This is a genomic window from Streptomyces sp. NPDC006296, from assembly GCF_040613235.1.
Classification (GTDB): Bacteria; Actinomycetota; Actinomycetes; order Streptomycetales; family Streptomycetaceae; genus Streptomyces.
The window spans coordinates 1-25,641 of sequence record NZ_JBEXRT010000030.1 but is presented as its reverse complement, the minus strand read 5'-3'; the positions used below and the strand labels follow the sequence as shown (position 1 = coordinate 25,641).

At 69.0% G+C, this 25,641-nt stretch carries 22 protein-coding genes; 10 read left to right on the top strand and 12 right to left on the bottom strand.

All coding sequences use genetic code 11. From position 1 onward, the window contains the following. Window positions 1-161: 161 nt before the first annotated feature. The 5 genes from ABZ172_RS20930 to dnaA all read right to left on the bottom strand — a co-directional run bounded on the left by ABZ172_RS20930 (window position 162) and on the right by dnaA (window position 7,031). On the bottom strand, window positions 162-722 hold the full coding sequence (locus ABZ172_RS20930; RefSeq protein ID WP_356885248.1) for a DciA family protein: 561 nt from the start codon (window positions 720-722) through the stop codon (window positions 162-164). Then, window positions 719-1,849 carry a DNA replication/repair protein RecF gene (gene recF / locus ABZ172_RS20925; protein ID WP_356885247.1) on the bottom strand — a complete coding sequence of 377 codons (1,131 nt, stop codon included), beginning with the start codon at window positions 1,847-1,849 and terminating at the stop codon, window positions 719-721. The genes ABZ172_RS20930 and recF overlap by 4 nt, the downstream gene beginning before the upstream one ends. Window positions 1,850-1,934: 85 nt before the next feature. Next, window positions 1,935-2,813, bottom strand: coding sequence for a phosphogluconate dehydrogenase (NAD(+)-dependent, decarboxylating) (gnd, locus tag ABZ172_RS20920; protein WP_356885246.1), 879 nt, complete (start codon window positions 2,811-2,813; stop codon window positions 1,935-1,937). A gap of 144 nt (window positions 2,814-2,957) precedes the next feature. Next, the gene (dnaN, locus tag ABZ172_RS20915; protein WP_014155224.1) at window positions 2,958-4,088 is read right to left on the bottom strand and encodes a DNA polymerase III subunit beta; all 1,131 of its coding nucleotides are present in this window, start codon (window positions 4,086-4,088) and stop codon (window positions 2,958-2,960) included. A gap of 1,158 nt (window positions 4,089-5,246) precedes the next feature. Then, window positions 5,247-7,031 (bottom strand): chromosomal replication initiator protein DnaA, encoded by a 1,785-nt coding sequence (gene dnaA / locus ABZ172_RS20910; RefSeq protein WP_356885245.1) that lies wholly within the window; start codon window positions 7,029-7,031, stop codon window positions 5,247-5,249. A gap of 381 nt (window positions 7,032-7,412) precedes the next feature. Here dnaA and rpmH point away from each other — a divergent pair, with 381 nt between their 5' ends. The 9 genes from rpmH to ABZ172_RS20865 all read left to right on the top strand — a co-directional run bounded on the left by rpmH (window position 7,413) and on the right by ABZ172_RS20865 (window position 14,323). Continuing rightward, entirely contained in the window at window positions 7,413-7,550 is a 138-nt protein-coding gene (gene rpmH / locus ABZ172_RS20905; RefSeq protein ID WP_014047156.1) for a 50S ribosomal protein L34, read from the top strand. 18 nt (window positions 7,551-7,568) lie between these two features. Next, window positions 7,569-7,940, top strand: a complete 372-nt coding sequence (rnpA, locus tag ABZ172_RS20900) for a ribonuclease P protein component (protein ID WP_356885244.1) — start codon at window positions 7,569-7,571, stop codon at window positions 7,938-7,940. Further along, complete coding sequence (gene yidD, locus ABZ172_RS20895; protein ID WP_356885243.1) at window positions 7,937-8,296, top strand: membrane protein insertion efficiency factor YidD; 360 nt, start codon at window positions 7,937-7,939, stop codon at window positions 8,294-8,296. Before rnpA ends, yidD begins: the two co-directional genes overlap by 4 nt. Before the next feature lie 3 nt (window positions 8,297-8,299). After that, the gene (gene yidC, locus ABZ172_RS20890; RefSeq protein ID WP_356885242.1) at window positions 8,300-9,568 is read left to right on the top strand and encodes a membrane protein insertase YidC; all 1,269 of its coding nucleotides are present in this window, start codon (window positions 8,300-8,302) and stop codon (window positions 9,566-9,568) included. 14 nt (window positions 9,569-9,582) lie between these two features. Next, complete coding sequence (locus ABZ172_RS20885) at window positions 9,583-10,092, top strand: R3H domain-containing nucleic acid-binding protein (RefSeq protein WP_356885241.1); 510 nt, start codon at window positions 9,583-9,585, stop codon at window positions 10,090-10,092. Between the two features lie 99 nt (window positions 10,093-10,191). Further along, window positions 10,192-10,908, top strand: a complete 717-nt coding sequence (rsmG, locus tag ABZ172_RS20880; protein WP_356885240.1) for a 16S rRNA (guanine(527)-N(7))-methyltransferase RsmG — start codon at window positions 10,192-10,194, stop codon at window positions 10,906-10,908. 303 nt (window positions 10,909-11,211) lie between these two features. Beyond that, complete coding sequence (locus ABZ172_RS20875; protein WP_356885302.1) at window positions 11,212-12,306, top strand: ParA family protein; 1,095 nt, start codon at window positions 11,212-11,214, stop codon at window positions 12,304-12,306. Then, window positions 12,303-13,403, top strand: a complete 1,101-nt coding sequence (locus ABZ172_RS20870) for a ParB/RepB/Spo0J family partition protein (protein ID WP_356885239.1) — start codon at window positions 12,303-12,305, stop codon at window positions 13,401-13,403. Before ABZ172_RS20875 ends, ABZ172_RS20870 begins: the two co-directional genes overlap by 4 nt. 302 nt (window positions 13,404-13,705) lie before the next feature. Beyond that, window positions 13,706-14,323, top strand: coding sequence for a GNAT family N-acetyltransferase (locus tag ABZ172_RS20865; RefSeq protein ID WP_356885238.1), 618 nt, complete (start codon window positions 13,706-13,708; stop codon window positions 14,321-14,323). A gap of 88 nt (window positions 14,324-14,411) precedes the next feature. Here ABZ172_RS20865 and trxA read toward each other — a convergent pair whose 3' ends face one another. From trxA to ABZ172_RS20830, 7 genes are all read right to left on the bottom strand, one after another. Continuing rightward, window positions 14,412-14,747 (bottom strand): thioredoxin, encoded by a 336-nt coding sequence (gene trxA / locus ABZ172_RS20860; protein ID WP_356885237.1) that lies wholly within the window; start codon window positions 14,745-14,747, stop codon window positions 14,412-14,414. Between the two features lie 45 nt (window positions 14,748-14,792). After that, window positions 14,793-15,764 carry a thioredoxin-disulfide reductase gene (gene trxB / locus ABZ172_RS20855; RefSeq protein ID WP_356885236.1) on the bottom strand — a complete coding sequence of 324 codons (972 nt, stop codon included), beginning with the start codon at window positions 15,762-15,764 and terminating at the stop codon, window positions 14,793-14,795. 125 nt (window positions 15,765-15,889) lie between these two features. After that, the gene (locus ABZ172_RS20850; protein ID WP_356885235.1) at window positions 15,890-16,816 is read right to left on the bottom strand and encodes a zf-HC2 domain-containing protein; all 927 of its coding nucleotides are present in this window, start codon (window positions 16,814-16,816) and stop codon (window positions 15,890-15,892) included. After that, the gene (sigM, locus tag ABZ172_RS20845) at window positions 16,813-17,517 is read right to left on the bottom strand and encodes an RNA polymerase sigma factor SigM (protein WP_356885234.1); all 705 of its coding nucleotides are present in this window, start codon (window positions 17,515-17,517) and stop codon (window positions 16,813-16,815) included. The genes ABZ172_RS20850 and sigM overlap by 4 nt, the downstream gene beginning before the upstream one ends. 27 nt (window positions 17,518-17,544) lie before the next feature. Then, window positions 17,545-19,239 (bottom strand): serine/threonine protein kinase, encoded by a 1,695-nt coding sequence (locus ABZ172_RS20840; RefSeq protein ID WP_356885233.1) that lies wholly within the window; start codon window positions 19,237-19,239, stop codon window positions 17,545-17,547. A 130-nt stretch (window positions 19,240-19,369) separates the two neighbouring features. Further along, window positions 19,370-21,529, bottom strand: coding sequence for a murein biosynthesis integral membrane protein MurJ (gene murJ, locus ABZ172_RS20835; RefSeq protein WP_356885232.1), 2,160 nt, complete (start codon window positions 21,527-21,529; stop codon window positions 19,370-19,372). 49 nt (window positions 21,530-21,578) lie between these two features. Continuing rightward, entirely contained in the window at window positions 21,579-23,876 is a 2,298-nt protein-coding gene (locus tag ABZ172_RS20830) for a DUF6049 family protein (protein WP_356885231.1), read from the bottom strand. 180 nt (window positions 23,877-24,056) lie between these two features. Between ABZ172_RS20830 and ABZ172_RS20825 the strand changes: the two genes are divergently transcribed. Beyond that, window positions 24,057-25,502, top strand: coding sequence for a CCA tRNA nucleotidyltransferase (locus ABZ172_RS20825; protein WP_356885230.1), 1,446 nt, complete (start codon window positions 24,057-24,059; stop codon window positions 25,500-25,502). The last annotated feature ends 139 nt before the right edge of the window (window positions 25,503-25,641 follow it).

The following is a 25,641-nucleotide window of genomic DNA, read 5'->3' as shown; positions in this document are numbered from 1 at the left end:
AGGGACGCTTCACTTCTTGCACACACGCCACATGAGGACATAGGCATACAGAACGGAAAGCACAGAGGGTGGATGAATTGGCACAGAAGGGGATGATCCGCCTTCCGGCCGTCCTCGTCCCCGGCCGGGCCGCAGTCGCCGTGGAGCAGGAAAAGCCCTGCTCAGCCGTAGGTGTCGCCCGGTCCTCTGCTCCCCGGTGCGCGGAGCGGACCGAATCTGCGCTGCGGACCGCCCGGGCCGAGCACTCTGATCATCCGCACGGTGCCGTGCCCCAGGTCCGTGTTGAGCCGGGCCACCAGCTGCGGCGCGAGCAGCCGGAGCTGGGTCGCCCACGCCGTCGAATCGCACTGCACGGTGAGGACCCGCTCGGCGGGATCCTCGTCGTACCGCACCGGAACGCAGTGGTTGGCCAGATCGTCACCGACGATCTGCGGCCAGCGGCCCATCACACCGCCGACGGCCGCCGGGGTCTCCCAGCCCCGCTCGGTGATCAGACGGTTGATGGCCGAGCCCAGGGCCAGCGGATCACGGCCGTCGGACCGCGCCCCCGACCGCAGACCGCCCCCGCGCCTCGCCTGGTTCTTCTGCTGCGCGGCCGCGCCCCGGGCACGCGCCTGCTCCTTGGCGGCGCGCAGCGCCACCCGGGCCAGGTCCACGCCGGAGACCTCGGGCTGCTTCGCGGGTCCCCGCGCTGCCGCGCCCTGCTCGTCCCGGCCGCTCACAGCCGTTCCACCTCGCCGGCGGAGACCGCGTACCGCGCTCCGGCGAGCGCGCCGGGGACGTCCTCGGCCACGGCCGCCGTCACCAGCACCTGCTCCCCGGGGGCCACCAGCTCGGCCAGCCGCTCGCGCCGGCGCGCGTCCAGCTCGGCGAACACGTCGTCGAGTACCAGCACCGGCTCGTTGCCCTCGGTGCGGAGCAGTTCGTACGAGGCCAGCCGCAGGGCCAGGGCGTACGACCAGGACTCGCCGTGGCTGGCGTACCCCTTCGCCGGCATGCCGCGCAGGCTCAGCACCAGGTCGTCGCGGTGCGGGCCGACCAGGGTCACCCCCCGCTCGATCTCCTGCTTGCGTGCCTGGGCCAGGGCCGCGATCACCTGCTCGTACAGCTCCTCGCGGGTGTGCGCGGGCTCCACGTCCGAGCCGGCCGAGCTGCGGTACTCCAGGGTCACCGGGCCGCCGCCGGGGGCGACGTCCGCGTACGCCTTGTCCGCCAGCGGCTGGAGGGTCGCGATCAGGTCGAGCCGCTGTGCCAGCAGCTCCGCCGCGACCCGGCCCAGGTGCTGGTCCCACACGTCGAGCGTGGACAGGTCCATCGACCGGCCGCCGTGCCTGCGGGCCATGGCGGCGGACTTCAGCAGGGTGTTCCGCTGCTTCAGCACCCGCTCGTAGTCGGAGCGGACCCCGGCCATACGGGGGGACCGTGCCGTGATCAGCTCGTCCAGGAAGCGCCGGCGCTCGCCAGGGTCCCCCTTCACCAGGGCCAGGTCCTCCGGCGCGAAGAGCACCGTCCGCACCATCCCCAGCACATCGCGCGGCCTGACCTGCGACGACCTGTTGATACGGGCGCGGTTCGCGCGGCCCGGGTTGAGCTCGAGCTCGATCAGCTGCGACCGCTCGCCCTGGGTGACCGCGGCGCGCACGACGGCCCGCTCGGCGCCCATCCGGACCAGGGGCGCGTCGGACGACACCCGGTGGCTGCCGAGCGTCGCGAGATACCCGACCGCCTCCACGAGGTTGGTCTTGCCCTGGCCGTTGGCTCCCACGAACGCGGTGACGCCCGGGTCGAGAGGGACCTCGACCCGGGCGTACGAGCGGAAGTCGGCCAGCGAGAGATGCGTGACGTGCATGGTCGCCGACCCTTCCGACTGCGTGCTCTGCTGTGTTCAGCCGTGCCGCGGGCCGACTGCGCCCGCGGCACGCTCTCCTGCGGTCCTACTTCTTGTTCTCGACCGCGTGGCCGCCGAACTGGTTGCGCAGCGCGGCGATCATCTTCATCTGCGGCGAGTCGTCCTGCCTCGACGCGAACCGGGCGAACAGCGACGCGGTGATCGCGGGCAGCGGCACGGCGTTGTCGATGGCGGCCTCGACCGTCCACCGGCCCTCGCCGGAGTCCGCGGCGAAGCCACGGAGCTGGTCGAGGTGCTCGTCGTCGTCCAAGGCGTTGACCGCGAGGTCGAGCAGCCAGGAGCGGATGACCGTACCCTCCTGCCAGGAGCGGAAGACCTCGCGCACATCGGTGACGGAGTCGACCTTCTCCAGGAGCTCCCAGCCCTCGGCGTAGGCCTGCATCATGGCGTACTCGATGCCGTTGTGGACCATCTTGGCGAAGTGCCCGGCCCCGACCTTGCCCGCGTGGACCGAACCGAAGTCCCCCTCGGGCTTGAGGGCGTCGAGGACCGGCTGGACCTTCTCGACGTTCGCGGAGTCGCCGCCGTACATCAGGGCGTAGCCGTTCTCCAGGCCCCAGACACCACCGGAGACACCGCAGTCCACGAATCCGATGCCCTTGAGGCCCAGCTCGACGGCGTGCTTCTCGTCGTCGGTCCAGCGGGAGTTCCCGCCGTCCACGACGACGTCGCCCGGGGAGAGCAGCTCGGCCAGCTCGTCGATGGTGGACTGCGTCGCGGCACCCGCCGGGACCATCACCCACACGACGCGGGGGCCCTTGAGCTTGCCCACAAGCTCTTCGAGGCTGTGGACATCGGCGACGTCCGCGTTGCGGTCGTAACCGATGACCGTGTGGCCTGCGCGGCGGATGCGCTCGCGCATGTTGCCGCCCATCTTGCCGAGGCCGACGAGACCGAGCTCCATCAGAGATTCCTTAAGCGTTGTGCCGATTCGTACCCGGGACCGAGCCTACGCCCGGCCGGGACGGCGCGACGGGGTGCAGCACGGTGAGCCCGCTCGGCGCTGAGCCTGCCCGCCGGAAACTGCCGGTCCGGGAACGACGCCGGATCAGCCGGAGAGGCGCACCGGCATGATCAGGTACTTGTACGCGTCGTCCGCCTCGGCGTCGACGGCCGGCCGGCCGCTGAGCAGCGCGGGCTTGGTCGACGTCGTGAAGGAGAGCTGGGCGACCGGGGAGTCGATCGCGCTGAGCCCGTCCAGCAGGAAGGTCGGGTTGAAGGCGATGGAGATGTCGTCGCCGTCGAGCACCGCGTCGACCCGCTCCACAGCCTGTGCGTCGTCGCTGGAACCGGCTTCGAGGATCAGCACGCCCTGCTCGAAGCTGAGCCGCACCGGGGTGTTGCGCTCGGCGACGAGGGCCACGCGCTTGACGGCCTCGACGAAGGGGGCGGTCTCGATGACCGCGACCGAGTTGAACTCGGTCGGGAAGAGCGTGCGGTACTTCGGGAGATCGCCTTCGAGGAGCCGGGTGGTCGTCCGGCGGCCGGCGCCCTCGAAACCGATCAGGCCCTCACCGGCGCCGGAGCCCGACAGCGCAAGGGTCACGGTGTCGCCGCTGGTCAGCGCCTTGGCCGTGTCCAGGAGCGTCTTCGCGGGCACCAGGGCGACGGCCGAGGCCTCGGGGTTCTCCGGCTTCCACAGGAACTCGCGGACGGCGAAGCGGTACCGGTCGGTGGAGGCGAGGGTGACGGTGTCGCCCTCGATCTCGATCCGGACGCCGGTCAGGACGGGCAGGGTGTCGTCGCGGCCGGCCGCGATGGCGACCTGGGCCGCCGCGGAGGCGAAGACCTCACCGGGCACGGTGCCCGTGGCCGTCGGCATCTGCGGCAGGGCCGGGTACTCCTCCACGGGCAGGGTGTGGAGGGTGAACCGCGAGGAGCCGCAGACGACGGTGGCGCGCACGCCGTCGGTGGAGATCTCCACCGGGCGGTTCGGCAGGGCGCGGCAGATGTCGGCGAGCAGGCGGCCGGAGACGAGGACCGTCCCGTCCTCCTCGATCTCGGCGTCCACCGAGACCTTGGCCGAGACCTCGTAGTCGAAGCTCGAGAAGCTGAGGGCGCCGTCCTCGGCCTTCAGGAGCAGACCCGCAAGAACGGGCGCCGGCGGACGGGCAGGGAGGCTGCGGGCCACCCAGGCCACCGCCTCCGCGAGTACATCGCGCTCCACCCGGATCTTCACCGGAACCGCCTCCTGCTGTTGCTCGCTCGCCCTGCTGGCCTTCGTCGTCTGACAGGGGGCTCCCCGCCGAGAGGCTGGGGGAGTCCGCCGGGGTCCAGTCTGACGTACGGCACCGACACTCGTCGCTGCTCGGGGTCAAGTCGTGCCACGAGGCGTGCCGAGGTCGCCGCTCGAGTTGTGCACAGGCCCCGCTTCGAAGCTGATTCCTGGCTAACTCTGAGTGGTAGTAGTAGTAGGCCCTGTGGAAACCGTGGATAACGTCGTTTACGCAGGTCAACAGCGGTTTTTTGTCCACCGACCCTGTGGGTGGCACCGGTGGACAACCTTGCGTTTCTGTGGACACGCGAAAGTTCTGCACACCCGATGCACAGGGCGGGGTGACTTCTCCCCAGGCCTGTCCCCAGCTTTACCCCCGTTCCCCACAGCTCAATCCAGGCTCCTCGTGTGACGCCTTTCACTCGCGGCGGTGAAAGCGGGTGTCGGGTTGCCGAACAGTGGACAGGGGTGTGGAGAAGCTGGGGACAACGACGCCGTGCCTGTGGGCCGCCGGTGGACAACCTCGGCGGGCTCCTGTGGAGGAAAAATCTGTCCACAGGCTGTGGATCATCGTTGACCACAAATCCCCAGGCGCGTGACCTGGTCTGATGGAGTATCGGCAGCAGGCCCTGTGGACGCAATCTGGACAACTTCACAGTCCCCAGGCTGTGGACGCGGGATTCCGGCTTCTTCTGTGGAGAAGCCCATGTCAGAGGCCCGTAATCGAACACCCGCCATGGATTCCGACGCTCCGAGGGCGGTCGGACGGAGGGAAAACGGCTGCGCGGAGGGGTCCGGAGGCCGTCGGGGAGCATCGGGCGAGGACGTCCCGGCGGCTCCTGAGCCCTTCAGGACACGTCTCCGGGGTCGTCGTGGGGGACGCGGGCCGGGCGGGTCCGGCCTCGTCGGGACCCGGGTCCCGGGACCGGCCCTGCGCATCGCGTACCGCCCCCGCTCGGCCCCGCCCCGACGCCGTACGCGCCGGCCCGTCGACACCCGCCGGCCCGTTCCCGGACGCCGCACCGCGTTCCGGTCCGCCGCGGACGACGGAGGGCGCCCCGGGAGGACGTCGTGCGGTCCTCCCGGGGCGCCCGGGGTGCTGTGCCGTGGTGCTCCGGCGCGTCAGCCGTTCTTGATGCGGTTGGTGAGTTCGGTGACCTGGTTGTAGATGGAGCGCCGCTCCGCCATCAGCGCGCGGATCTTCCGGTCGGCGTGCATCACCGTGGTGTGGTCGCGCCCCCCGAACTGGGCGCCGATCTTGGGCAGGGAGAGGTCCGTCAGCTCGCGGCACAGGTACATGGCGATCTGCCGGGCCGTCACCAGGACGCGGCTGCGCGAGGATCCGCAGAGATCCTCCACCGTGAGCCCGAAGTAGTCCGCGGTGGCCGCCATGATGGCCGGCGCGGTGATCTCGGGAGCCGAGTCCTCGCCGCCCGGGATCAGGTCCTTCAGCACGATCTCGGTGAGGCCGAGATCCACGGGCTGCCGGTTCAGGCTGGCGAAGGCGGTCACACGGATGAGCGCGCCCTCCAGCTCACGGATGTTGCGCGAGATGCGCGACGCGATGAACTCGAGCACCTCCGGCGGGGCGTTGAGCTGCTCCTGCACCGCCTTCTTGCGAAGGATCGCGATACGGGTCTCCAGCTCCGGCGGCTGTACGTCGGTGGTGAGGCCCCACTCGAACCGGTTGCGCAGCCGGTCCTCCAGGGTCACCAGCTGCTTGGGCGGCCGGTCCGAGGACAGCACGATCTGCTTGTTGGCGTTGTGGAGCGTGTTGAAGGTGTGGAAGAACTCCTCCTGCGTCGACTCCTTGCTCGCCAGGAACTGGATGTCGTCGACCAGGAGGATGTCCACGTCCCGGTACCGCTTGCGGAAGGTGTCGCCCTTGCCGTCGCGGATCGAGTTGATGAACTCGTTGGTGAACTCCTCGGAGCTCACGTACCGCACCCGGGTGCCGGGGTAGAGGCTCCGTGCGTAGTGCCCGATGGCGTGCAGGAGGTGGGTCTTGCCGAGTCCGGACTCCCCGTAGATGAAGAGCGGGTTGTACGCCTTCGCCGGCGCCTCGGCGACGGCCACGGCCGCCGCGTGCGCGAAACGGTTGGACGCGCCGATCACGAAGGTGTCGAAGAGGTACTTCGGATTCAGCCGGGCGTGCGGTTCACCGGTCCCGGGCGGCGGCGCGGACTGGGAGCCCAGGGGGCCGCCGCCGGCCCTGCCGGTGCCAGGACCTCCCTGGCGGTGCTGGGGCTGCTGGTCCTGCAGCTCGTGGCGGTCACGGCTGTCCCGCTGCTGCTCGTATCCCTGGTGCTCGGGCGGCTGCGGACGGTAGTCGTGCTGCGGCTGCGGGGGACGCGGGTTCGCGTAGGGGTCACGGTCCTGGTACCCGCCGTGCCGGGGCTGCCAGGAGAGGTCCTCCTGGGTGCGCGGCCAGGCGCCGGGCTCCGGACGGTGCTGCTGGTAGTCCGGGTAGGCGGGGCGGGCCGTCGGCATGCCGTCGTCGGACTGCCGGGGTCCGTACCCGTCGTACCCGTCGTTGCGCGAGGGCTCGTCGTGCTGTGGTCCCTGGTAGCGGTGCGACTGCTGTCCCGGGTGGGGCTGGTGCATCGGAGGCGCGGGCGGGGCCGGCGGCTCGCCCGCCGAATCGTCGACGGTGATCGCGATCCTGATCGGGCGCCCGCACTCCCGTGTGAGCGCCTCGCTGATCAGTGGGGCGAGCCGGCCCTCGAGGACACGCTTGCCCCATTCGTTGGGCACGGCCAGCAGTGCGGTGTCGGCGACGAGTGCCAGGGGCTGGCAGCGCTCGATCCACTGCTTGTCCTTCGGCTCGATGCCCTGCTGGCCCTCTCCGAGGAGTTGTTCCAGCACTCGCGGCCACACTGCGGCAAGATCGGCAGGTACGTCAGCCACAAGGCACGCTCTCTCGCATGTCCCATGAATGTGTGCTTCTCGGGACGGGATGGGTCGGGTGGGGTGAGGCCCGGCAGGCAGGAAGGAAAAGAACCGGAGTTCGGCCACGGTAGTCAGCCCGACCCGCACGGTTCAAGTTGTTGTCCACAGGCTGTGTACAGCAGGGGGTGCCGCGCAGCCGGTTTGACCGGATGGCGTAGCCGCGCGTACCGTGACCAGGTCGAGTTGTCGATGGCTGCTGCCGCCTGCCTCCGATGGGCAAAGATCACGATCTGTGATTGTGAAGCGGTGCACTAAGGCGTTTACGCGAGTTCCTCGTGGGCGCACGGTGACAGCCAGGCGATGTCCCGCCAACACACGAATCATTTCTGGAGCCCCCGAGTGAGCAAGCGCACCTTCCAGCCGAACAATCGTCGTCGCGCCAAGACCCATGGCTTCCGGCTGCGTATGCGTACCCGTGCCGGCCGCGCGATTCTCGCGAACCGCCGTGGCAAGGGTCGCGCCAACCTGTCCGCCTGATCGCGGCCAGGTCATGACGTGCTGCCTACCGAGAATCGGCTGAGGCGGCGCGAGGACTTCGCAGTCGCTGTACGCCGGGGACGCCGGGCCGGTCGCCCGCTTCTCGTCGTGCATCTACGCAGCGGTGTTACGGACCCGCACGTGACAGGGGAGAGTGCTCCCCCGCCGCGTGCGGGTTTCGTTGTCAGCAAAGCAGTGGGCGGAGCGGTCGTGCGCACGGCGGTGAAGCGCAAGCTTCGTCACCTGGTCCGCGACCGGCTCGCTGAGCTGCCCCCCGGTAGCCTTGTTGTCGTACGAGCGCTGCCCGGATCGGGTGACGCCGACCATGCACAGCTGGCCCGAGACCTGGACGCCGCCCTTCAGCGGCTGCTGGGAGGGGGCGCGCGATGAAGTACCCGCTGCTGGCTCTCATCAAGCTGTACCAGTGGACGATCAGCCCGCTTCTCGGGCCTGTCTGCCGCTACTACCCGTCGTGTTCCCACTATGGATATACGGCGATCGACCGGCACGGTGCGATCAAGGGAACGGCGCTGACCGCATGGCGCATCCTGCGTTGCAATCCGTGGTCACCCGGTGGCGTGGACTACGTACCGCCACGCAAACGTCCGCGTTGGCACGAACTGCTGCGCACCTGGGTGCGGGGCGGCAAGGGCGGGGACTCCGCCGCCGATGTGCCTTCCGGGGGGTCGGTCTCCGAACCCCCGGGCCCGGCCACAGAGACCTCGTCCAAAGCTCAAGGAGCCTGATTAGTGGACACGATTGCCAGTCTGTTCAGCTTTATCACCACACCTGTTTCGTGGGTCATCGTCCAGTTCCACAAGCTGTACGGAGCGCTCTTCGGCGATGACACGGGGTGGGCCTGGGGCCTGTCCATCGTGTCCCTGGTGGTGCTGATCCGGATCTGCCTGATCCCGCTGTTCGTCAAGCAGATCAAGTCGACCCGCAACATGCAGGTGCTCCAGCCGAAGATGAAGGCGATCCAGGAGCGCTACAAGAACGACAAGCAGCGTCAGTCCGAAGAGATGATGAAGCTGTACAAGGAGACGGGTACCAACCCGCTCTCCTCGTGCCTTCCCATCCTGGCGCAGTCCCCGTTCTTCTTCGCCCTGTACCACGTGCTCTCGGCCATCGCCTCGGGCAAGACGATCGGTGTCATCGACCAGCCGCTGCTCGACAGCGCCCGGCAGGCACACATCTTCGGCGCGCCGCTGGCCGCGAAGTTCATGGACAGCGAGGAGAAGGTCTCGGCCCTCGGCGCCTCGCTGACCGACGTCCGCGTCGTCACCGCGATCATGATCGTGATGATGTCCGCGTCGCAGTTCTTCACACAGCGCCAGCTGATGACGAAGAACGTCGACCTGACGGTGAAGACCCCGTACATGCAGCAGCAGAAGATGCTGATGTACATCTTCCCGGTGATCTTCGCCGTCATGGGCATCAACTTCCCGGTCGGCGTCCTCGTCTACTGGCTGACCACCAACGTCTGGACCATGGGTCAGCAGATGTACGTGATCAACCAGAACCCGACCCCGGGCAGCAAGGCGCAGGACCAGTACCTGACCCGTGTGCTGAAGAGTGTGACCGCGCACGGCGAGGTTCGGGGCCGGACGCGACGCAACACGGTCAAGCGGATCGTCGCCAAGGGAACCGACCGCAACGACATCGAGCGCAAGTTCATCACCGGTCTGAGCAAGCTCGGCCTCGCCGCGCAGGAGGACGGGACGGTGGCGAAGAGCGAAGCAGCCGTCCTGGAGGCCGAGGGCGGTGCCGCGCCCAAGCGCCAGCAGCCCAAGCGCCAGACCAAGGCGAAGCGTCACACCGCTGCCACGCACCCCGGTACGGCGAAGAGCTCCGGTGCCGCCGACTCGGACGCCAAGACGTCGCTGGAGAAGCAGGACGCCTCGCAGGACGACAAGCCGAAGCCGGCGGACACGTCCGCCGCGTCCGGTTCCTCACGCCAAGCCAAGTCCGGACAGCGCAAGGGCCCGCAGCGGCCCAAGCACCCGTCCAAGAAGTAAGAAGGAGTCCATCCGTGACGGAAGGCACCACCACCACGGCCGCTGAGGGCAGCGACACTCTGTCCCGCCTGGAGCAGGAGGGTGAGATCGCGGCTGATTATCTCGAAGGCCTCCTCGACATCGCCGACCTCGACGGCGACATCGACATGGATGTGGAGGCGGACCGGGCCGCGGTCTCGATCATCAGTGAATCGCCGCGTGACCTGCAGAAGCTCGTGGGTCGTGACGGTGAGGTGCTGGAGGCGCTCCAGGAGCTGACGCGCCTGGCCGTCCACCGCGAGACCGGGGACCGCAGCCGCCTGATGCTGGACATCGGCGGTTTCCGTGCCAAGAAGCGTGAAGTCCTCGCCGCGCTGGGTGCCAAGGCAGCGGATGAGGTCAAGAGCGCGGGTGAGCCCGTGAAGCTCGAACCGATGACACCGTTCGAGCGCAAGGTCGTCCACGACGCCGTCGCGGCGGCGGGTCTGCGCAGCGAGTCCGAGGGCGAGGAGCCGCAGCGCTTCGTCGTCGTTCTCCCGGCCTGACCGGATCTTTGTACTGTCGGCCCCGTCTGTTCGCAGGCGGGGCCGATCTTTGTCAGCCTGATAGTCAGCGTGCGAGTGCGGTACGGAAGGACGGTCCCCGTGACGGAGGAAGCAGAGCTCCCTCAGGCACCCCAAGAGGCGCAGGCGGTATTCGGTGAGTTCCTCCCAGAGGCTGTCAGGTACGCGGAGCTGCTCGCCGACGCGGGCGTCACGCGCGGGCTGATCGGTCCGCGCGAGGTGCCCCGGCTCTGGGAACGGCACCTGCTGAACTGCGCGGTGCTCTCCGAGGTGGTTCCTGAGGGCGTCACGGTGTGCGACGTGGGTTCAGGCGCCGGTCTTCCCGGTATCCCGCTGGCACTGGTCCGCCCGGACCTCAAGATCACACTGCTTGAGCCACTGCTGCGCCGTACGAACTTCCTCCAGGAGGTCGTCGAACTGCTGGGGCTGGACCATGTGACGGTCGTCCGTGGCCGGGCCGAGGAGGTGCTCGGGACGCTGCAGCCGGTGCATGTGGTGACGGCTCGGGCCGTCGCCCCTCTCGACCGGCTCGCCGGCTGGGGGGTTCCCCTTCTCCGTCCGTACGGCGAGATGCTGGCGCTCAAGGGGGGCACGGCCGAGGAGGAGATCCAGGGCGCTCGTGCCGCACTGAGCAAGCTCGGAGTGGTGGACACCGAGGTGCTGCACGTCGGTGAGGGCCTCGTCGATCCCACGTCCACGGTGGTGCGTGTGGTGGTCGGTGAGAGCCCGGGCGGTGTGAGGTTCGCCGCAAAGCGAGCCAAGGCCGCGCGGGTGGGCCGCACGCGCAGGCGCCGCTGAGCGCGAGGTCCCAGAGGGTGGACCGGCTTTTTCCCGCGCATCCCTGAGGCGCCTGAATTATTTGTATGGATGCTCCATGAATGCGGTGATATGCACCGCCTGCGGAGTGTCGGGAGCTCGCTGCTGAGCGACAGAGGCATCGTGTTTCACGTGAAACGTCGCTCTCTGCTGCAGGGAATCATCGGCCGCGGTCGTGCGGCTGCCGCGCCGCGCGACCGCAAGCCCGTACGGGCTACCAAGTTGTCCACAGAACGGCATTCATCCACAGAACAGTCGGCCTCGCTGGTTCGCGACCCCCAAAGCATGGCAGGCTCTGCTCATTGCGAGCCTGAAGTCGAGGAGAGTGAATCCTTGCGGTCCGACGCCAACATCGCGGGACCGATGACCGATCCGGTCCCCGGTCCCCGTACCGAGTCCCTGGGGGACGGTGTTTCACGTGAAACACCGCCACCGATGGACGACACACCCATTGGTCGTGCGGCTCAGCTGGCGGTGGATGCCCTTGGCCGTGCCGGCGAGGGGCTGCCGCGGCCGGACCGGACGCGCGTCATGGTGGTCGCCAACCAGAAGGGTGGTGTGGGCAAGACGACCTCGACGGTCAATCTTGCTGCCTCCCTCGCGCTGCACGGCGCTCGTGTCCTGGTGGTGGACCTCGACCCGCAGGGCAACGCGTCCACGGCCCTGGGGATCGACCACCACGCGGAAGTGCCCTCCATCTACGACGTTCTGGTGGAGAGCATGCCGCTCTCCGAGGTGGTTCAGCCCGTCCCGGACGTCGAGGGTCTCTTCTGTGCGCCGGCGACCATCGATCTCGCCGGTGCGGAGATCGAGCTGGTGTCGCTGGTCGCCCGGGAGAGCCGACTTCAGCGGGCGATCCAGGCCTATGAGCAGCCGCTGGACTACATCCTCATCGACTGCCCGCCCTCGCTCGGCCTGCTGACGGTCAACGCGCTTGTCGCCGGAGCAGAGGTCCTCATCCCGATCCAGTGCGAGTACTACGCACTGGAGGGTCTTGGGCAGCTGCTTCGTAACGTCGATCTGGTCCGGGGCCACCTGAACCCCGACCTTCACGTCTCGACGATCCTGCTCACCATGTATGACGGCCGGACCCGGCTCGCGTCGCAGGTGGCGGAGGAGGTACGCACCCACTTCGGTAAGGAAGTGCTGCGGACCAGCATTCCGCGTTCCGTGCGGATCTCCGAGGCGCCGAGCTACGGGCAGACCGTCCTGACGTACGATCCCGGCTCCAGCGGGTCGCTGTCCTACCTTGAGGCGGCCCGTGAGATCGCGCTGAGAGGCGTCGGAGTCCACTACGAGGCCCAGCACGCTCCGGCGGTCGAGCCTGCCCACACGGGCGTCCAGAACAGTCAGCAGAGTCATTCGGAGGGCATGCAGTGAGCGAGCGTCGTAGAGGACTGGGGCGTGGACTCGGTGCGCTGATCCCGCCGGCTCCCCAGGAGAAGCAGGTCTCCAGTCCCCCGTCCGGTGCGCATACGGCGGCTGCGTCACCCACGATGACGGCCGAGCGCGGGGTGGCTGCCGCGAAACTGACGGCGCTCCCGTCAGGCCCCCGGGTGCCGGAGCCGAGCTCGCCTCTCGGAGAGAGGGAGCCCGCGGTCGAGGAGAGCGACTCCGCCGGCGCGTATTTCGCTGAGATCCCGCACACCTCGATCACGCCGAACCCGAGGCAGCCCCGTGAGGTTTTCGACGAGGATGCTCTGGCGGAGCTGGTCACCTCCATCAAGGAGGTCGGCCTCCTCCAGCCCGTGGTCGTGCGCAAGGTCGACGAGGACCGTTACGAGCTCATCATGGGTGAGCGTCGTTGGCGGGCCTGCGGCGAAGCCGGTCTGGAGCGCGTCCCGGCCATCGTGCGGGCCACGGACGACGAGAAGCTGCTTCTCGACGCCCTGCTCGAGAACCTGCACCGGGCGCAGCTGAACCCTCTGGAAGAGGCGGCGGCCTACGACCAGCTGCTCAAGGACTTCAAGTGCACGCATGACCAGCTGGCCGACCGGATCGGAAGGTCCCGTCCTCAGGTGTCGAACACCTTGCGCCTGCTGAGGCTCTCACCGCCGGTGCAGCGCCGGGTCGCGGCGGGCGTTCTCTCGGCCGGCCATGCACGAGCCCTGCTCTCCGTGGACGACTCCGAGGAACAGGACCGGCTCGCTCACCGCATCGTGGCCGAGGGGCTGTCGGTGCGCGCGGTCGAGGAGATCGTGAATCTTCTCGGATCTGAGCCGACGAGTTCCGCGAAGCCCCGGGGGCCCAGGGCCGGCGGCAGGGTCTCTCCGGCTCTGAGCGATCTTGCCTCGCGTCTCTCCGACCGGTTCGAGACACGGGTGAAGGTCGACCTCGGGCAGAAGAAGGGAAAGATCGTCGTCGAGTTCGCTTCGATGGAGGATCTGGACCGCATTCTCGGGAGCCTTGCTCCGGGTGAGGGACGCGTGCTGGAACGGAGTGCGGAGGAAGCGCAGGCTGAGGCTGAAGAGGCCTGAATCAGTCGGATCGTGGAGAGCGGGCCGAGTTCCGGGAAGTTTCCGGAACTCGGCCCGCCCTTTGCCGTCTCTCGGTGTGCCCCTCACCTCTGGGTGGATACGATGCGATCTGGTAGGGCGTTTCCACCGTGATCCACCTCAGAGGAGGCGGGGGCCGTGCGATCACTGCATCGCAGCCACCTGGTGACAGTCGGGTTGGGACTAGGCGTTGTCGGGGGGTTCGTCGGCAGCCTGTTCCGAGAGCGAAGCGCGCTGGCCGCCGCACGCGATGCGGCGGGTGAGGGAAGTGAGGAACCGCCTACATGGGGCGTCGGCTCGTACCGCTCACGCTGGACAACCTTCCGGATCTCCCCAGGCGATGTCGCTCCTGCGTCTTCTGGGAACTTGATCCGGTCAGCGGCGAAGCCGCGGTAAAGGCCGGCAGGCCCGAATCCGAGAAGGAAGCCTGGATCTCCGCCGTACTGCTGGAGTGGGGCTCCTGCGGGCGGGTCGTCTACGTCGATGAGGCCGCGGTCGGCTACGTCCTCTACGCACCGCCCGCGTACGTTCCCCGCTCCACGGCATTTCCCACCAGCCCGGTCTCCCCCGACGCCGTACAGCTGATGACTGCGTTGATCGTGCCGGGATTCCAGGGGCAGGGGCTGGGCCGCGTGATGGTTCAGACGGTCGCCAAGGACCTGCTGCGACGCGGTTTCAAGGCGATCGAGGCCTTCGGCGACGCTCGCTGGAAGGAGCCTGCCTGTGTGCTGCCCGCGGATCATCTGCTCGCTGTCGGCTTCAAGACGGTACGCCCGCACCCCGCCTATCCGCGTCTGAGACTTGAGCTGCGGTCGACGCTCTCCTGGAAGGAAGACGTGGAGCTGGCCCTGGACCGGTTGCTGGGTGCCGTGCAGAAGGAACCGGCACTGCGGCCCCTGTGACCACGGCCGCCCACAGTCTCGTTTCACGTGAAACATGAAACGGGCCCTCCCCAGAGGGAGAGCCCGTTTCACGTGAAACAGTCAGCGGCTACTTCTGGCTGATGAAGTTCTCGAGGTCGCGGAGGATCGCGGCCTTCGGCTTGGCACCGACGATGGTCTTGGCGACCTCGCCACCCTGGTACACGTTCAGCGTCGGGATCGACATCACGCCGTACTTCGCCGCAGTAGCCGGGTTCTCGTCGATGTTGAGCTTGACGATCTCGATCTCGTCGCCGTGCTCAGCCGCGATGGCCTCCAGCGACGGGGCGATCTGCCGGCAGGGGCCGCACCAGGCGGCCCAGAAGTCCACCAGCACAGGCTTGTCGTTCTTCAGGACGTCCTCATCGAAGGAGTCGTCGGTCACGTTCTTCAGGGCGCCGGCCACGGCGTCCTCCTTAACTACAGGGGGATGGGGTTCGGGGGGGAGCGGTCAGACTGCCGGGGTCTTCTCCGGCTCGGCGGGCTGCTCGTCAGAGAGGGCGGCCAGGAAGCGCTCGGCGTCCAGGGCTGCCGAGCAACCGGTTCCGGCGGCGGTGATGGCCTGTCGGTAGGTGTGGTCGACGACGTCGCCGGCGCCGAACACGCCCTTCAGGTTGGTGCGGGTCGAGGGGGCTTCGACCTTGAGGTAGCCCTCGTCGTCGAGGTCCAGCTGCCCCTTGAAGAGCTCCGTGCGGGGGTCGTGTCCGACGGCGATGAACAGCCCCGTCACCGCGAGTTCGGACGTCTCGCCGGTCTTGGTGTTGCGCAGGGTGAGGCTGGAGAGCTTCTGGTCCCCGTGGACCGTCGCCACCTCGCTGTCCCAGGCGAACGTGATCTTCGGGTCGGCGAAGGCCCGGTCCTGCATGGCCTTGGAGGCACGCAGGGAGTCACGGCGGTGGACAATCGTGACGGACTTGGCGAACCGGGAGAGGAAGGTCGCTTCCTCCATCGCGGTGTCACCGCCGCCGATCACAGCGATGTCCTGGTCCTTGAAGAAGAAGCCGTCGCAGGTGGCACACCAGGACACTCCGCGTCCGGAGAGCGCGTCCTCGTTGGGCAGTCCGAGCTTGCGGTGCTGAGATCCCGTGGTGACGATCACTGCCTTGGCGCGATGCACCGTGCCCGCGGTGTCCGTGACGGTCTTGATCTCACCGGAGAGGTCGACCGAGACGACATCGTCGGGGATGAGCTCGGCACCGAAGCGCTCAGCCTGGGCGCGCATGTTGTCCATGAGCTCGGGGCCCATGATTCCGTCCTGGAAGCCCGGGAAGTTCTCCACGTCGGTGGTGTTCATCAGCGCACCGCCTGCGGTGACCGCTCCCTCGAACACCAGCGGCTTCAGCGACGCGCGAGCGGTGTACAGGGCGGCGGTGTAACCAGCCGGCCCGGAGCCGATGATGATCACATTACGGACGTCGCTCACGGGTTCTTCCTCGTTTCTGCGGACTGCCTGCTGCCTACGGGGTCGGTTCCACGACTCTCACCCCACCCAACGGATCCTACGGGGCATGCATTCCCGAAAGAGCGGTCCGGCTCCCGGTACGGCCCTCAGTGGCGGGAGTAGGAGTGCGTGAGCAGCAGTCGCCCCTTTGCCGCGGGTGCGGAGTCCACACAGGCCGCATCGACGACATACGCCTGGACGCGGCTCGAGTCACTCGCATGAGGCAGCACGACCAGGAACGCGGCCGTCCCCTCGTAGCTTCCCTCTTCCACCGCCAGGACGGGCGCCTCGCGGCCTGTGCCCTGCTGCACGCAGCGTGGAACCTCCACGATCGGTGCGAGCATGCGCGTCCCCGGGGTGGCGTCTTCCGGGGGCACCCCCTCAGGAGACACCTTGGTGCCGGGAGGTTCGGTCATGGAGCTACCCGGAGCCTCGGACGTCCGGGTGCCCTGCAGGAGGGTGTGGACGCGGCCTTCCAGCGTCCCTTCCGAAAAGCCCTCCTGGCTCTTCTCCGTGGCGCTGACACCGTGGTCCGCCATCGAGCCCGCTCCGTCCTGGGACGACGGAAGGATCTGGAACAGGAAGACGCTCATGCCGACGGCCGCCGCCCCGAAGGCGGTACCGAGAATGACTCTGCGGCGCCTCCGGCGGGCCGTGCCCCGGCCGGGGCCGGTGGCACCACGAGGGCGGCCGGCCGGCCGCGGCCCGGCGCTGCTCTCCGTCTGCAGATCGTATGTTTCACGTGAAACGGGGTCGGGCGCGGCCTGTGTCGTCGCGGCGGACGCGGCCTCCTGGGCCAGAGCCGCGTCGATGCGCCGGGAGACGTCCTCGGGCATGTGCTCGGGGAGGGGCAGCGCCGCAGTACCCAGCAGCGAGCGGATCTCTTCGAGCGAGGCGCGGACATCGTCGCAGTCCGCGCAGGACGCGAGGTGGTGCCGGACCGCCGCTTCGCGGGCCGGTGGAAGGAGACCCTCGGTGAGATCGGCGATCTCCGAGGCATCCGGGTGCTGAGCCGTATCGGCTGCTGATGTCATGCGAGGCCACCTCCACCCTTCACGCCGGCAGGATTCCCGTCACCTGCTTCTCTTGGTCCCGACACCGGTGGGACGGATGGCTCCGGGGTCCGGTTCCTCTCCGTCCGGCCGTCCCGGGAGTCGGTTCTGCTGCTGCGCAGATGGGTCAGTAAGGGAAGCAGCCTGGCCCGGCCCCGCGCACAACGACTCTTCACGGTGCCGGTCGGTACCTCGAGGATGCGGGCTGCCTCGGCGACGGGGTACGCCTGCATGTCCACGAGCACGAGGGCGGCCCGCTGCTCGGCCGGCAGCGTTGCGAGCGCGGCCACGAGCTCGCGGTGCAGGTCCTGCCGCTCCGCGGGCGCCTCGGCGGACTCGTGGGGTTCCATGAGCTGATCGAGTCGCTCGGCGTCGTCGACCGGGGAGGTTCGCCGGGAGGCCGTCTTGCGCGCACGGTCGAGGCAGGCGTTGACCGTGATCCTGTGCAGCCAGGTGGTGACGGCGGACTGGCCCCGGAAGGTGTGAGCGGCGCGGAAGGCGGAGACGAGGGCGTCCTGTACCGCGTCCGCAGCCTCCTCGCGGTCGCCGAGCGTACGCAGGGCTACGGCCCAGAGACGGTCACGGTGGCGTCGCACGAGCTCACCGAAGGCATCCGGTTCACCTGAGACGTGCCGAGCCAGAAGATCCTGGTCGCTGATGTCGGCGAATCTGGAGTCGTCCAACGGTGTGAGCCCCCTCCCCTGGTGCCGTCAGCTGGTGACCTTGATGTCCGAGATCTTGCCCCGGTAGTTCCCGTCATCGCTCCGAGGCAGTTCGGTCAGCCAGACCAGAAGGTATCGCGCCTGCACCGGCTTGTCGGGCTTCAGGGCCACCTTCGTCCCCGAACCGCTCGCGGCCTTGGTGAAGCCGCCCGGCAGCTGGGGGACCGAGGACGCCTCGGTTGTCCTCAGCTCGGCGGAGGTGGTCCCGCCGAGGAAGGACACGTCGACGCTCCCCACCCGCTGGACCTTGCCGAGGTCCAGGACGATGCCGACGCCTTCCTTCAGCCGTCCGAAGTCGGCGGTGTAGTAGCCGTCCGTGTTCCAGTAGGTGCTCGTGTCACCGTCGTAGACGTTCTTGGTCGAGCCGGGCTTCTCGGAGCCGTCGCCGAGCGGATCGTAGTCCTGGGCTCCCACGACGGTGACCGGCCTGCTCGGGTCGTCGGCGTTGCTGTCGTCGCCCCCGTCGTCGGTGGTCTGGGTCGGGGTGGTGTCCCCCGAGTCCTTGTTCCGGTCCAGGACGGTTTCCGCGAGCTGCCAGCTGCCCAGGCCCAGAGCGGCGATGAGCAGCGCGGACACAGCCCACTTGAGGGCTTTCCCGGTGCGGCTCTGGAGAGGCGGCGGCGGGACGATGACGGGCTGCGCGGCGGATGTGGGCCGTGCGGACGGACGCCCGTAGGTGCCCTGCTGGTAGGTCGTGCGCTGGTACTCGGGCGGTGCCGTGAACGTGGGCTCCGGCGGGACGATGCGCGGCATGGCCGCGATGGCCTTCGCCAGCTCGTCCGGTGTGGTGCACGGCTGTTCCTGCCGTGACGCGGTGGCACCGTCGTTGACGAGCGCGCGCATCGCGAGCTCGGACAGGCCCCGGTGGACGCCTGCCCGTACCTGGTCCGGGGGGATGAGGCCCAGGTCCTTGGGAAGGCCCGTCAACCCGTACGCGTCGCTCTCGTAGGGCCACCGCCGGGTCAGGGCCGCGTACAGCAGTGCGCCGATGGCTTCGGTGTCCGTGCGGAGCGGCTTGTCGGCGGTGATACCGCGCAGAGCGGCGTTCACGGCCAGACCGCGGATCCGGTACTGGCCCGTCGAGCTGCGCAGCACGGCGCCCGGGGTGAGGCGCAGATGTGCGAGCCCCTCACGGTGGGCGGCTGCCATGGCCTGGGAGATCTGGCTCACGAGCTGATAGGCGTCGTGGGCGTCGAAGGGCCCGGCGGCGAGCAGCGCCGTGAGCTCGGTGGCGTCGGGCAGCCATTCGTGGACGACGTAGACGAGGTCGCCCTCCTCCACGGCGTCCAGTACCTGGACGAAGCGGGGGTCCCCGAGCAGCGCGGAGGACCGGGCCGCGGCCAGCACCGACCGGGCGCGAGGATGGTCGGCGGTCAGCAGGTGGACACCCACGGCACGCCGGAGCTTCTCGTCGACGGCACGCCAGCTGCTGAATCCGTCCAGCCGGGTGACACACTCCTCGAGGCGGTAGCGTCCGGCCAGCTTGTGGCCGCTGTGCAGGTCGGGCGATGCCGGCACCGCGGCAGAGCCGCCGTGCCCGCTGCGCGCGCCCTTCGCGCGGGCGCTCCCCGCGTCTCCGGCGTGTGCCGTCCCGTCGGTCGTGGCCGCGTCCGCCTCGGCGGTCAGCGGCTCGTCGCCGCTGCTGTCGGCCACGTCGACAGCGGCCGTGCTACGTTCCGCCACCGTCGTTCCTGCCTCCCCATCCGTTGCGCGATGCCTTCCAGCGCTGCACAGTCACGCCAATTGTGCCCACACTCCGGCGCTCTGCACGACACGCGGTGTCCAGCGATGGTTGTGCGGCCCGGAGCGCGTGTCAGCGTCCGAGCCGTCCCCGGACCATGCCGACCATGCCGTTGAGCTCTTCGATGCGCATCTTCTTCGCCGCGGCGAAGAAGATGCCCAGCAGGACGACGCTGCCACAGACCAATGCCACCACGGATCCGCCGGCTCCCTGACCGAGGGTCTCCAGGAGGCCGAAGCCCACGGCGCCGCCGACCACGGCCGCGGGGACCGCGGCCAGGCAGAGACGGGCGTAGGTGCGCACGACACGGGCGCCGTCGAGGTCACCGCCGAGCCTGCTGCTCAGCCGCCGCCAGGCGATGCCGACACCGACCGCGTACGCCAGCCCGTAGGCGGCCGCCATTCCCACGACCGCCCATTGGGCCGGAAGAACCACGTAGCACAGGGCGGAGGCCGCCGCATTGACCGCCGCGACGATGACCGTGTTGTAGAAGGGGGTGCGGGTGTCCTCGTAGGCGTAGAAGCCGCGCAGGACGACGTACTGCACGGAGTACGGGATGAGGCCGAGGCCGAACGCCATCAGGATGAAGCCCATCGACCGCGCCGCTTCGGTGCCGCTGGAGGCGTAGAGCAGGGTGCACATGGGCAGCCCGAGCGCGAGGAAGGTGAAGGCGACCGGGACGATGGCCACCGCCGAGTTGCGCAGTCCCTGGGAGATGTCGTCCCGGACGGCCCCGGGGTCGTTGTCATGGGCGGCACGGGAGATCCGGGGGAGCAGGGCGGCCATCACCGAGACGGTGATGATCGCCTGAGGCATGCCCCAGATCAGCTGGGCGTTGGAGTAGCCGAGGATGCCCGTACCGTCCTTGCCGGACAGCTTGCCGGCCGAGGTCGCCAGCTGTGTGACGACGATGACGCCGGCCTGGTTCGCCAGAACGAAGAGCACGGTCCACTTGGCGAGCCTCATGGTCTTGCCGAGCCCGTGCCCCTTCCAGTCGAAGCGGGGGCGGAACCGGAACCCGGCCTCCCGGAGGTACGGGATCATGGACAGGGCCTGGACCACGAGACCGAGCAGCGTACCGATGCCGAGCAGCCGGACGCCCTCGGCCGGGATGGTCTCCACACGCATCCGGGAATCGGCCGAGGAGCCGTAGACCCAGATGAAGAGGCCGAACGTGACGATCATGACGATGTTGTTGAGGACCGGGGTCCACATCATCGCGCCGAACTTCCCACGGGCGTTGAGGATCTGCCCCATGACCACGTGCACGCCCATGAAGAAGATGGTCGGCAGGCAGTAGCGGGCGAAGGTGACGGCCACGCTGTTCGCCGCGACATCGTTCGCGATGGTGGGCGACATCATGTGGATGAGCCACGGAGCGGCGAAGACGGCGATGCCGACGATCACGCCGAGCGTGACCATGACCACCGTCAGCAGCCGGTTGGCGTACGCCTCGCCGCCGTCCTCGTCGTCCTTCATGGACCGGACGAGCTGCGGGACGAAGACGGAGTTGAGCCCGCCGCCCACCGTCAGGATGTAGATCATCGTCGGCAGGGTGTACGCGATGGTGAAGCTGTCACCGAGCATCGCCGCACCCAGCGCCGCGGTGATCACGAGGCTGCGGATGAAGCCGGTGAGCCGCGAGACCAGGGTGCCCGCCGCCATCAGCGCGCTGGACTTCAGTATCCCGGCGGCCCGTCCGCCGGACTTGGGGGGTTCGGGCGCCGGGGCGGCCTCGGGCTCGGCAGGAGTACCCGGGGGGCGGCCGGACCCCTCCTGGTCGCGGAAGAGGTGGGCGAAGGCGTCCTGCTCCTCGCGGTCGTCGGAGGCCTGCGTGACCAGGTCGTCCACCCCCACGTACTGGGTGGTCGTCGCCTTGTCGCCGTAGGGGAGGTGCCTGGAGGGGCCTGCGGGCTCCGGAGGCGGCGTCTGGGCCCAGATACGGGGATCAGGGGCGTGCTGGGCCGCCGGAGGCTGCTGGTAGAGGGGCTGAGGCTCCTGGTACGTGCCCGGAGGCGGCGGGGGGTGGGCGGCGCGGTCGTAGAGCGCCTCCGCCACCGGGTCCTGCGCGGCGAGGTCCTGGGAGCGGTAGGGATCGTGGTCGTAGGCGTGCTGCAGGTAGGGATCGGGTGCCTCGTCGTCCCGTCCTGCGCCCGGAGGCACCGGCGGACCGCTGGAAGACCCACCTCCGCCCGCGCCCTGGCCGCGGTCACCGTCGTACGGCGCGTTCATCGAAACCCCACCTCATTGTCCCCGGCCGACAGGCCCCGACAGACATCGCTCAACGGTCCACTTTCTCACTCGGGCCCGACGGGGCGCCGCTTTCCGGACCGGTGTCCGACTCCGGGTCACTCGGCTGCTCGGGTTCACCGCCGCCGCCCTCCGACGCGCCGCCCGCCACGGTGCGTTTGCGGTGCGTGTACATCCTGATGCCCGCCAGGACCAGCAGCAGCAGACCGCCGGCGATCACCAGGAGCACGGTCGGGGTGACTTCGGAGACCTTCACCGTGAAGGTCATCGGCTCGCCGTACGGCGCACCGTCCGCGGTGAACAGACGCGCTGTGACCTGTGCCTGTCCGTTGGCGTTGGCCGCGGCGTCGAACTTCACGGACTGGCTGTGCCCGCCCGCGATCTCGATCGGCTGCTCGGCGACCGCACCGCCGTCGTTGAGCTGGAGGCGGGTGGCGTTGCCCGACGTCAGACGGAGCATGAGGTGATCGACACCCTGGACCAGCTTGTTCTGCACGGTCACCGGGATCGTGGCGCTCCGCCCGGACAGGGTGACGTCCGACTTGGTGATCAGCTGGACCTCGTTGGTGAGCCCCTGCAGATAGGTGCGGACCGAGTCGCGGTAGCGCTGCGCCTCCAGCGGATAGCCGCGCCACGACGTCGACACGGCGCGGTTGACCGCGTTCCCGAAGGGGGTGACCACCCGGTCCGGCTGCGTGAGGATGACCTGGAAGCTGTCGAGCGAGTCCTGCGTCGTCCGGATGTCCTGGAACGCCTGCGTGGGCAGTTCCTGGCTCCGCAGCTTCTTCGGGTACTGCGAGGCCCTGGGCACCCTCGTCGTCGCCCGGGAGTCGGGCTTCTGCTCCGCCGCCTTCGTCAGGTCGAGAGGCTCCGTCCAGCGCTCGGCCGTGAGGGACTGCAGAGCGCGCGCCATGGTCTGTGCCTGGGCCGCGGTGGGCGTCCGCTGCGGGGCGACGACGATGCTCCGCTGTGTGTCGGGAGCCTGCTCCGTCAGCGTGAGGGTCTGCGCCAGGAACTGCTGGACCGCGAGCGTCGAGTCGCCGGCCTTGGACATGTCGCCGGTGAACGCGGTGGAGAGCCGGTGGTCCGCGACGACGGCCGTGGTGCCACCACCGATCGGCCGGGCCGACGTCGGGGTGTAGGGCAGTCCGCCGGTCTCCTCCATGCTGTCGCTCCGGGCGATCACCTTGTGAGCGCCCGCCGACGTGGCGACGTCGACGACCGAGGGGTCGATCGCCCCGTCCACCGGCCAGGCGAAGTCGGTGGACGGCTTCACGTGCAGCACGGTCTCGACCGTCGTGCCCGCGACCTCGGTCGCCGTCTGCAGATGGCCGAGGGCCCCGGAGACGTTCTTGCCGCGGTGCGCGATGGACGCCAGGTCGGGATCGGCGAACGGCAGAGCGACCACCGTGCCGTCCTTCACGGCCGCCTGCAGGTCGGTGAGCCACTTCTTGGCGATGGTCTGGTTCGTCCCGGCGACGGTGGTGTCACCGGACTTCACGCGGTAGTTCTTCGTCATCGCGTCGACCGAGGCGAGGAGGTCCGGATCGATGACCCAGGTCACGGGCAGCTGACGGCCCAGCGACACCAGCTGTTCCAGACGCCCGCCGGGAGCGAGTTCGAGAGCCAGGTCGTCATTGGCGAACACCGGCGTCTGCTGCTCGTCGGAGCCCGTTTCGGCGGTGATGTGGGCCGAGGCGATCAGCGGCCAGAGGAACGTCAGGGCGGTCTTGCCGTCGGCGTCCTCGGGCTGCCACGGGAGGAAGGTGCGCTGAATGCCGAGGACCTGGGCGTAGGCGTAGTCGGTGGTCCGGCCGGTGAGGGACACCCCGAGCTGGTACACGCCCTCGGCACCCAGATCCAGCTTGTCCACCGGAACGGCGAGTGTGAAGTCCCGGCTGACCCCGGAGGCCAGCTCGGGGACCTTCAGGGTGTACGTGCCGCCCACCTTGGCCGGATCGCTGCCGGGCAGGTACCCGGTCCGCTCGGCGGCCTGGTCGATCTCGCCCCTGCCGGACAGCCTCGGCCCGACGCGCAGGTCGACCTCGGCCTCCGTGACCGTCTTCTTCCCCCGGTTGGTCAAGGTTCCGGAGATGGTGAGCGTGTCGCCCTCGACCGGTGCGTCGGGGGCGAGTGTGTCCAGGGACACGTCGACGGTGCGTGAACCGGTCGGTGTCTTCGTCAGGCTCTCGGCACCGGCCGAGGGCGCCGCGGGACCGGCCAGGAGGCCGGCGATCAGCGGTGCCCCGACGATCAAGGAGGCTGTGCGCCGGAGCCACCGGCGGGCAGGGGAGGAATTCATCCCCTGAGAGTCTGCCGCCTCGGCCACGCGTATCCGTCCCTCGTCGTCGTCAGCTGGTACTGGTTCTGCCGGTCTCTGCGTCCACGCATGGTAACGAGGTGCCCGACGGCTGAGTGCCGGGGACCGTGTCCCATGATCGGGAGAGTCTCGCAGGGCCGCCGGAAACGATGACGCCCGGGCCGGTCGGGGCACGTACCCTTTTCTGTTGTGCCGAACGCCAACGAAGACAGCCCCCGTGCCCTGAGTCAGGTGCAGCACCGCGCAGTGAGCGAACTGCTGCGGGTGTCCCCCGTCGCCGACGACCTCGCCCTGCGATTCCAGGAGGCCGGGTTCAGCCTGGCCCTGGTGGGCGGGTCGGTCCGCGACGCGTTGCTCGGCCGGCTCGGGAACGACCTGGACTTCACGACCGACGCCCGTCCCGAGGACGTCCTCAAGATCGTCCGTCCGTGGGCCGACTCGGTCTGGGAGGTCGGCATCGCGTTCGGCACCGTCGGCGCACAGAAGGACGGCTACCAGATCGAGGTCACGACCTACCGGTCGGAGGCGTATGACAGGACCTCGCGCAAGCCCGAGGTGTCCTACGGCGACTCGATCGAGGACGACCTCGTGCGCCGCGACTTCACGGTCAACGCCATGGCCGTCGCGCTGCCGCAGAAGGAGTTCGTCGATCCGCACGGCGGCCTCGAGGACCTGGCACAGCGGGTGCTGCGCACCCCCGGCACCCCCGAGGCGTCCTTCTCCGACGATCCCCTGCGCATGCTGCGTGCCGCACGCTTCGCCGCCCAGCTGGACTTCGAGGTCGCGTCCGACGTGATCAAGGCCATGACGGACATGTCGGGGCGCATCGAGATCGTCTCCGCCGAGAGGGTCCGGGAGGAACTGAACAAGCTCCTGCTCTCCGGACACCCCCGCAAGGGACTGGGACTCCTCGTGGACACGGGTCTGGCCGACCGGGTGCTGCCGGAGCTCCCCGCTCTGCGCCTGGAAAGTGACGAGCATCACCGCCACAAGGACGTCTACGAGCACTCCTTGACGGTCCTGGAGCAGGCCATCGCTCTGGAGCAGGACGGCCCTGACCTCGTTCTGCGTCTGGCCGCGCTGCTCCACGACGTCGGTAAGCCGAGGACGCGGCGCTTCGAGAAGGACGGGCGCGTCTCGTTCCACCACCACGAAGTGGTGGGGGCCAAGATGGCCAGGAAGCGGATGACCGAGCTGAAGTACTCCAACGACATGGTCAAGGACGTGTCGAAGCTGGTGGAGCTGCATCTGCGTTTCCACGGATACGGCGACGGGGAGTGGACCGACTCCGCCGTGCGCCGCTACGTGCGCGACGCGGGGCCCCTCCTGGACCGGCTGCACAAGCTGACGCGCTCGGACTGCACGACGCGCAACAAGCGCAAGGCCAACGCCCTGTCCCGCACGTACGACGGGCTGGAGGAGCGCATCGCGCAGCTCCAGGAGCAGGAGCAGCTGGACGCCATCCGGCCCGACCTGGACGGCAACGAGATCATGCGGATCCTCGATGTGGGGCCGGGGCCTGTGATCGGTAAGGCCTACGCGTTCCTGCTGGAGCTCCGTCTGGAGAACGGCCCGGTCGAACACGACGCTGCGGTCGCCGCACTCAAGGAATGGTGGGCCGCCCAGGAGGGCTGATGCCTGCTGCGGCGAAGCGAGCGGTGGAGAGCGGGGTGAGGGGCCGGTCGTGTTTCACGTGAAACACGACCGGCCCCCGGAAGCCCGGCCGGTGTGGGGGTGTGTTTGTGGTGGGACAGCACCCCACAAAGCGCGGTGC

Bases quoted from the DNA above. Each gene is read 5' to 3' on its own strand.
- murJ (WP_356885232.1), bottom strand. From the start codon at position 21,529: ATGAACGCGCCGTACGACGGTGACCGCGGCCAGGGCGCGGGCGGAGGT.
- yidD (WP_356885243.1), top strand. From the start codon at position 7,937: ATGAAGTACCCGCTGCTGGCTCTCATCAAGCTGTACCAGTGGACGATC.
- gnd (WP_356885246.1), bottom strand. From the start codon at position 2,813: ATGGAGCTCGGTCTCGTCGGCCTCGGCAAGATGGGCGGCAACATGCGC.
- ABZ172_RS20850 (WP_356885235.1), bottom strand. From the start codon at position 16,816: ATGACATCAGCAGCCGATACGGCTCAGCACCCGGATGCCTCGGAGATC.
- recF (WP_356885247.1), bottom strand. From the start codon at position 1,849: ATGCACGTCACGCATCTCTCGCTGGCCGACTTCCGCTCGTACGCCCGG.
- ABZ172_RS20875 (WP_356885302.1), top strand. From the start codon at position 11,212: ATGGCAGGCTCTGCTCATTGCGAGCCTGAAGTCGAGGAGAGTGAATCC.
- ABZ172_RS20865 (WP_356885238.1), top strand. From the start codon at position 13,706: ATGGGGCGTCGGCTCGTACCGCTCACGCTGGACAACCTTCCGGATCTC.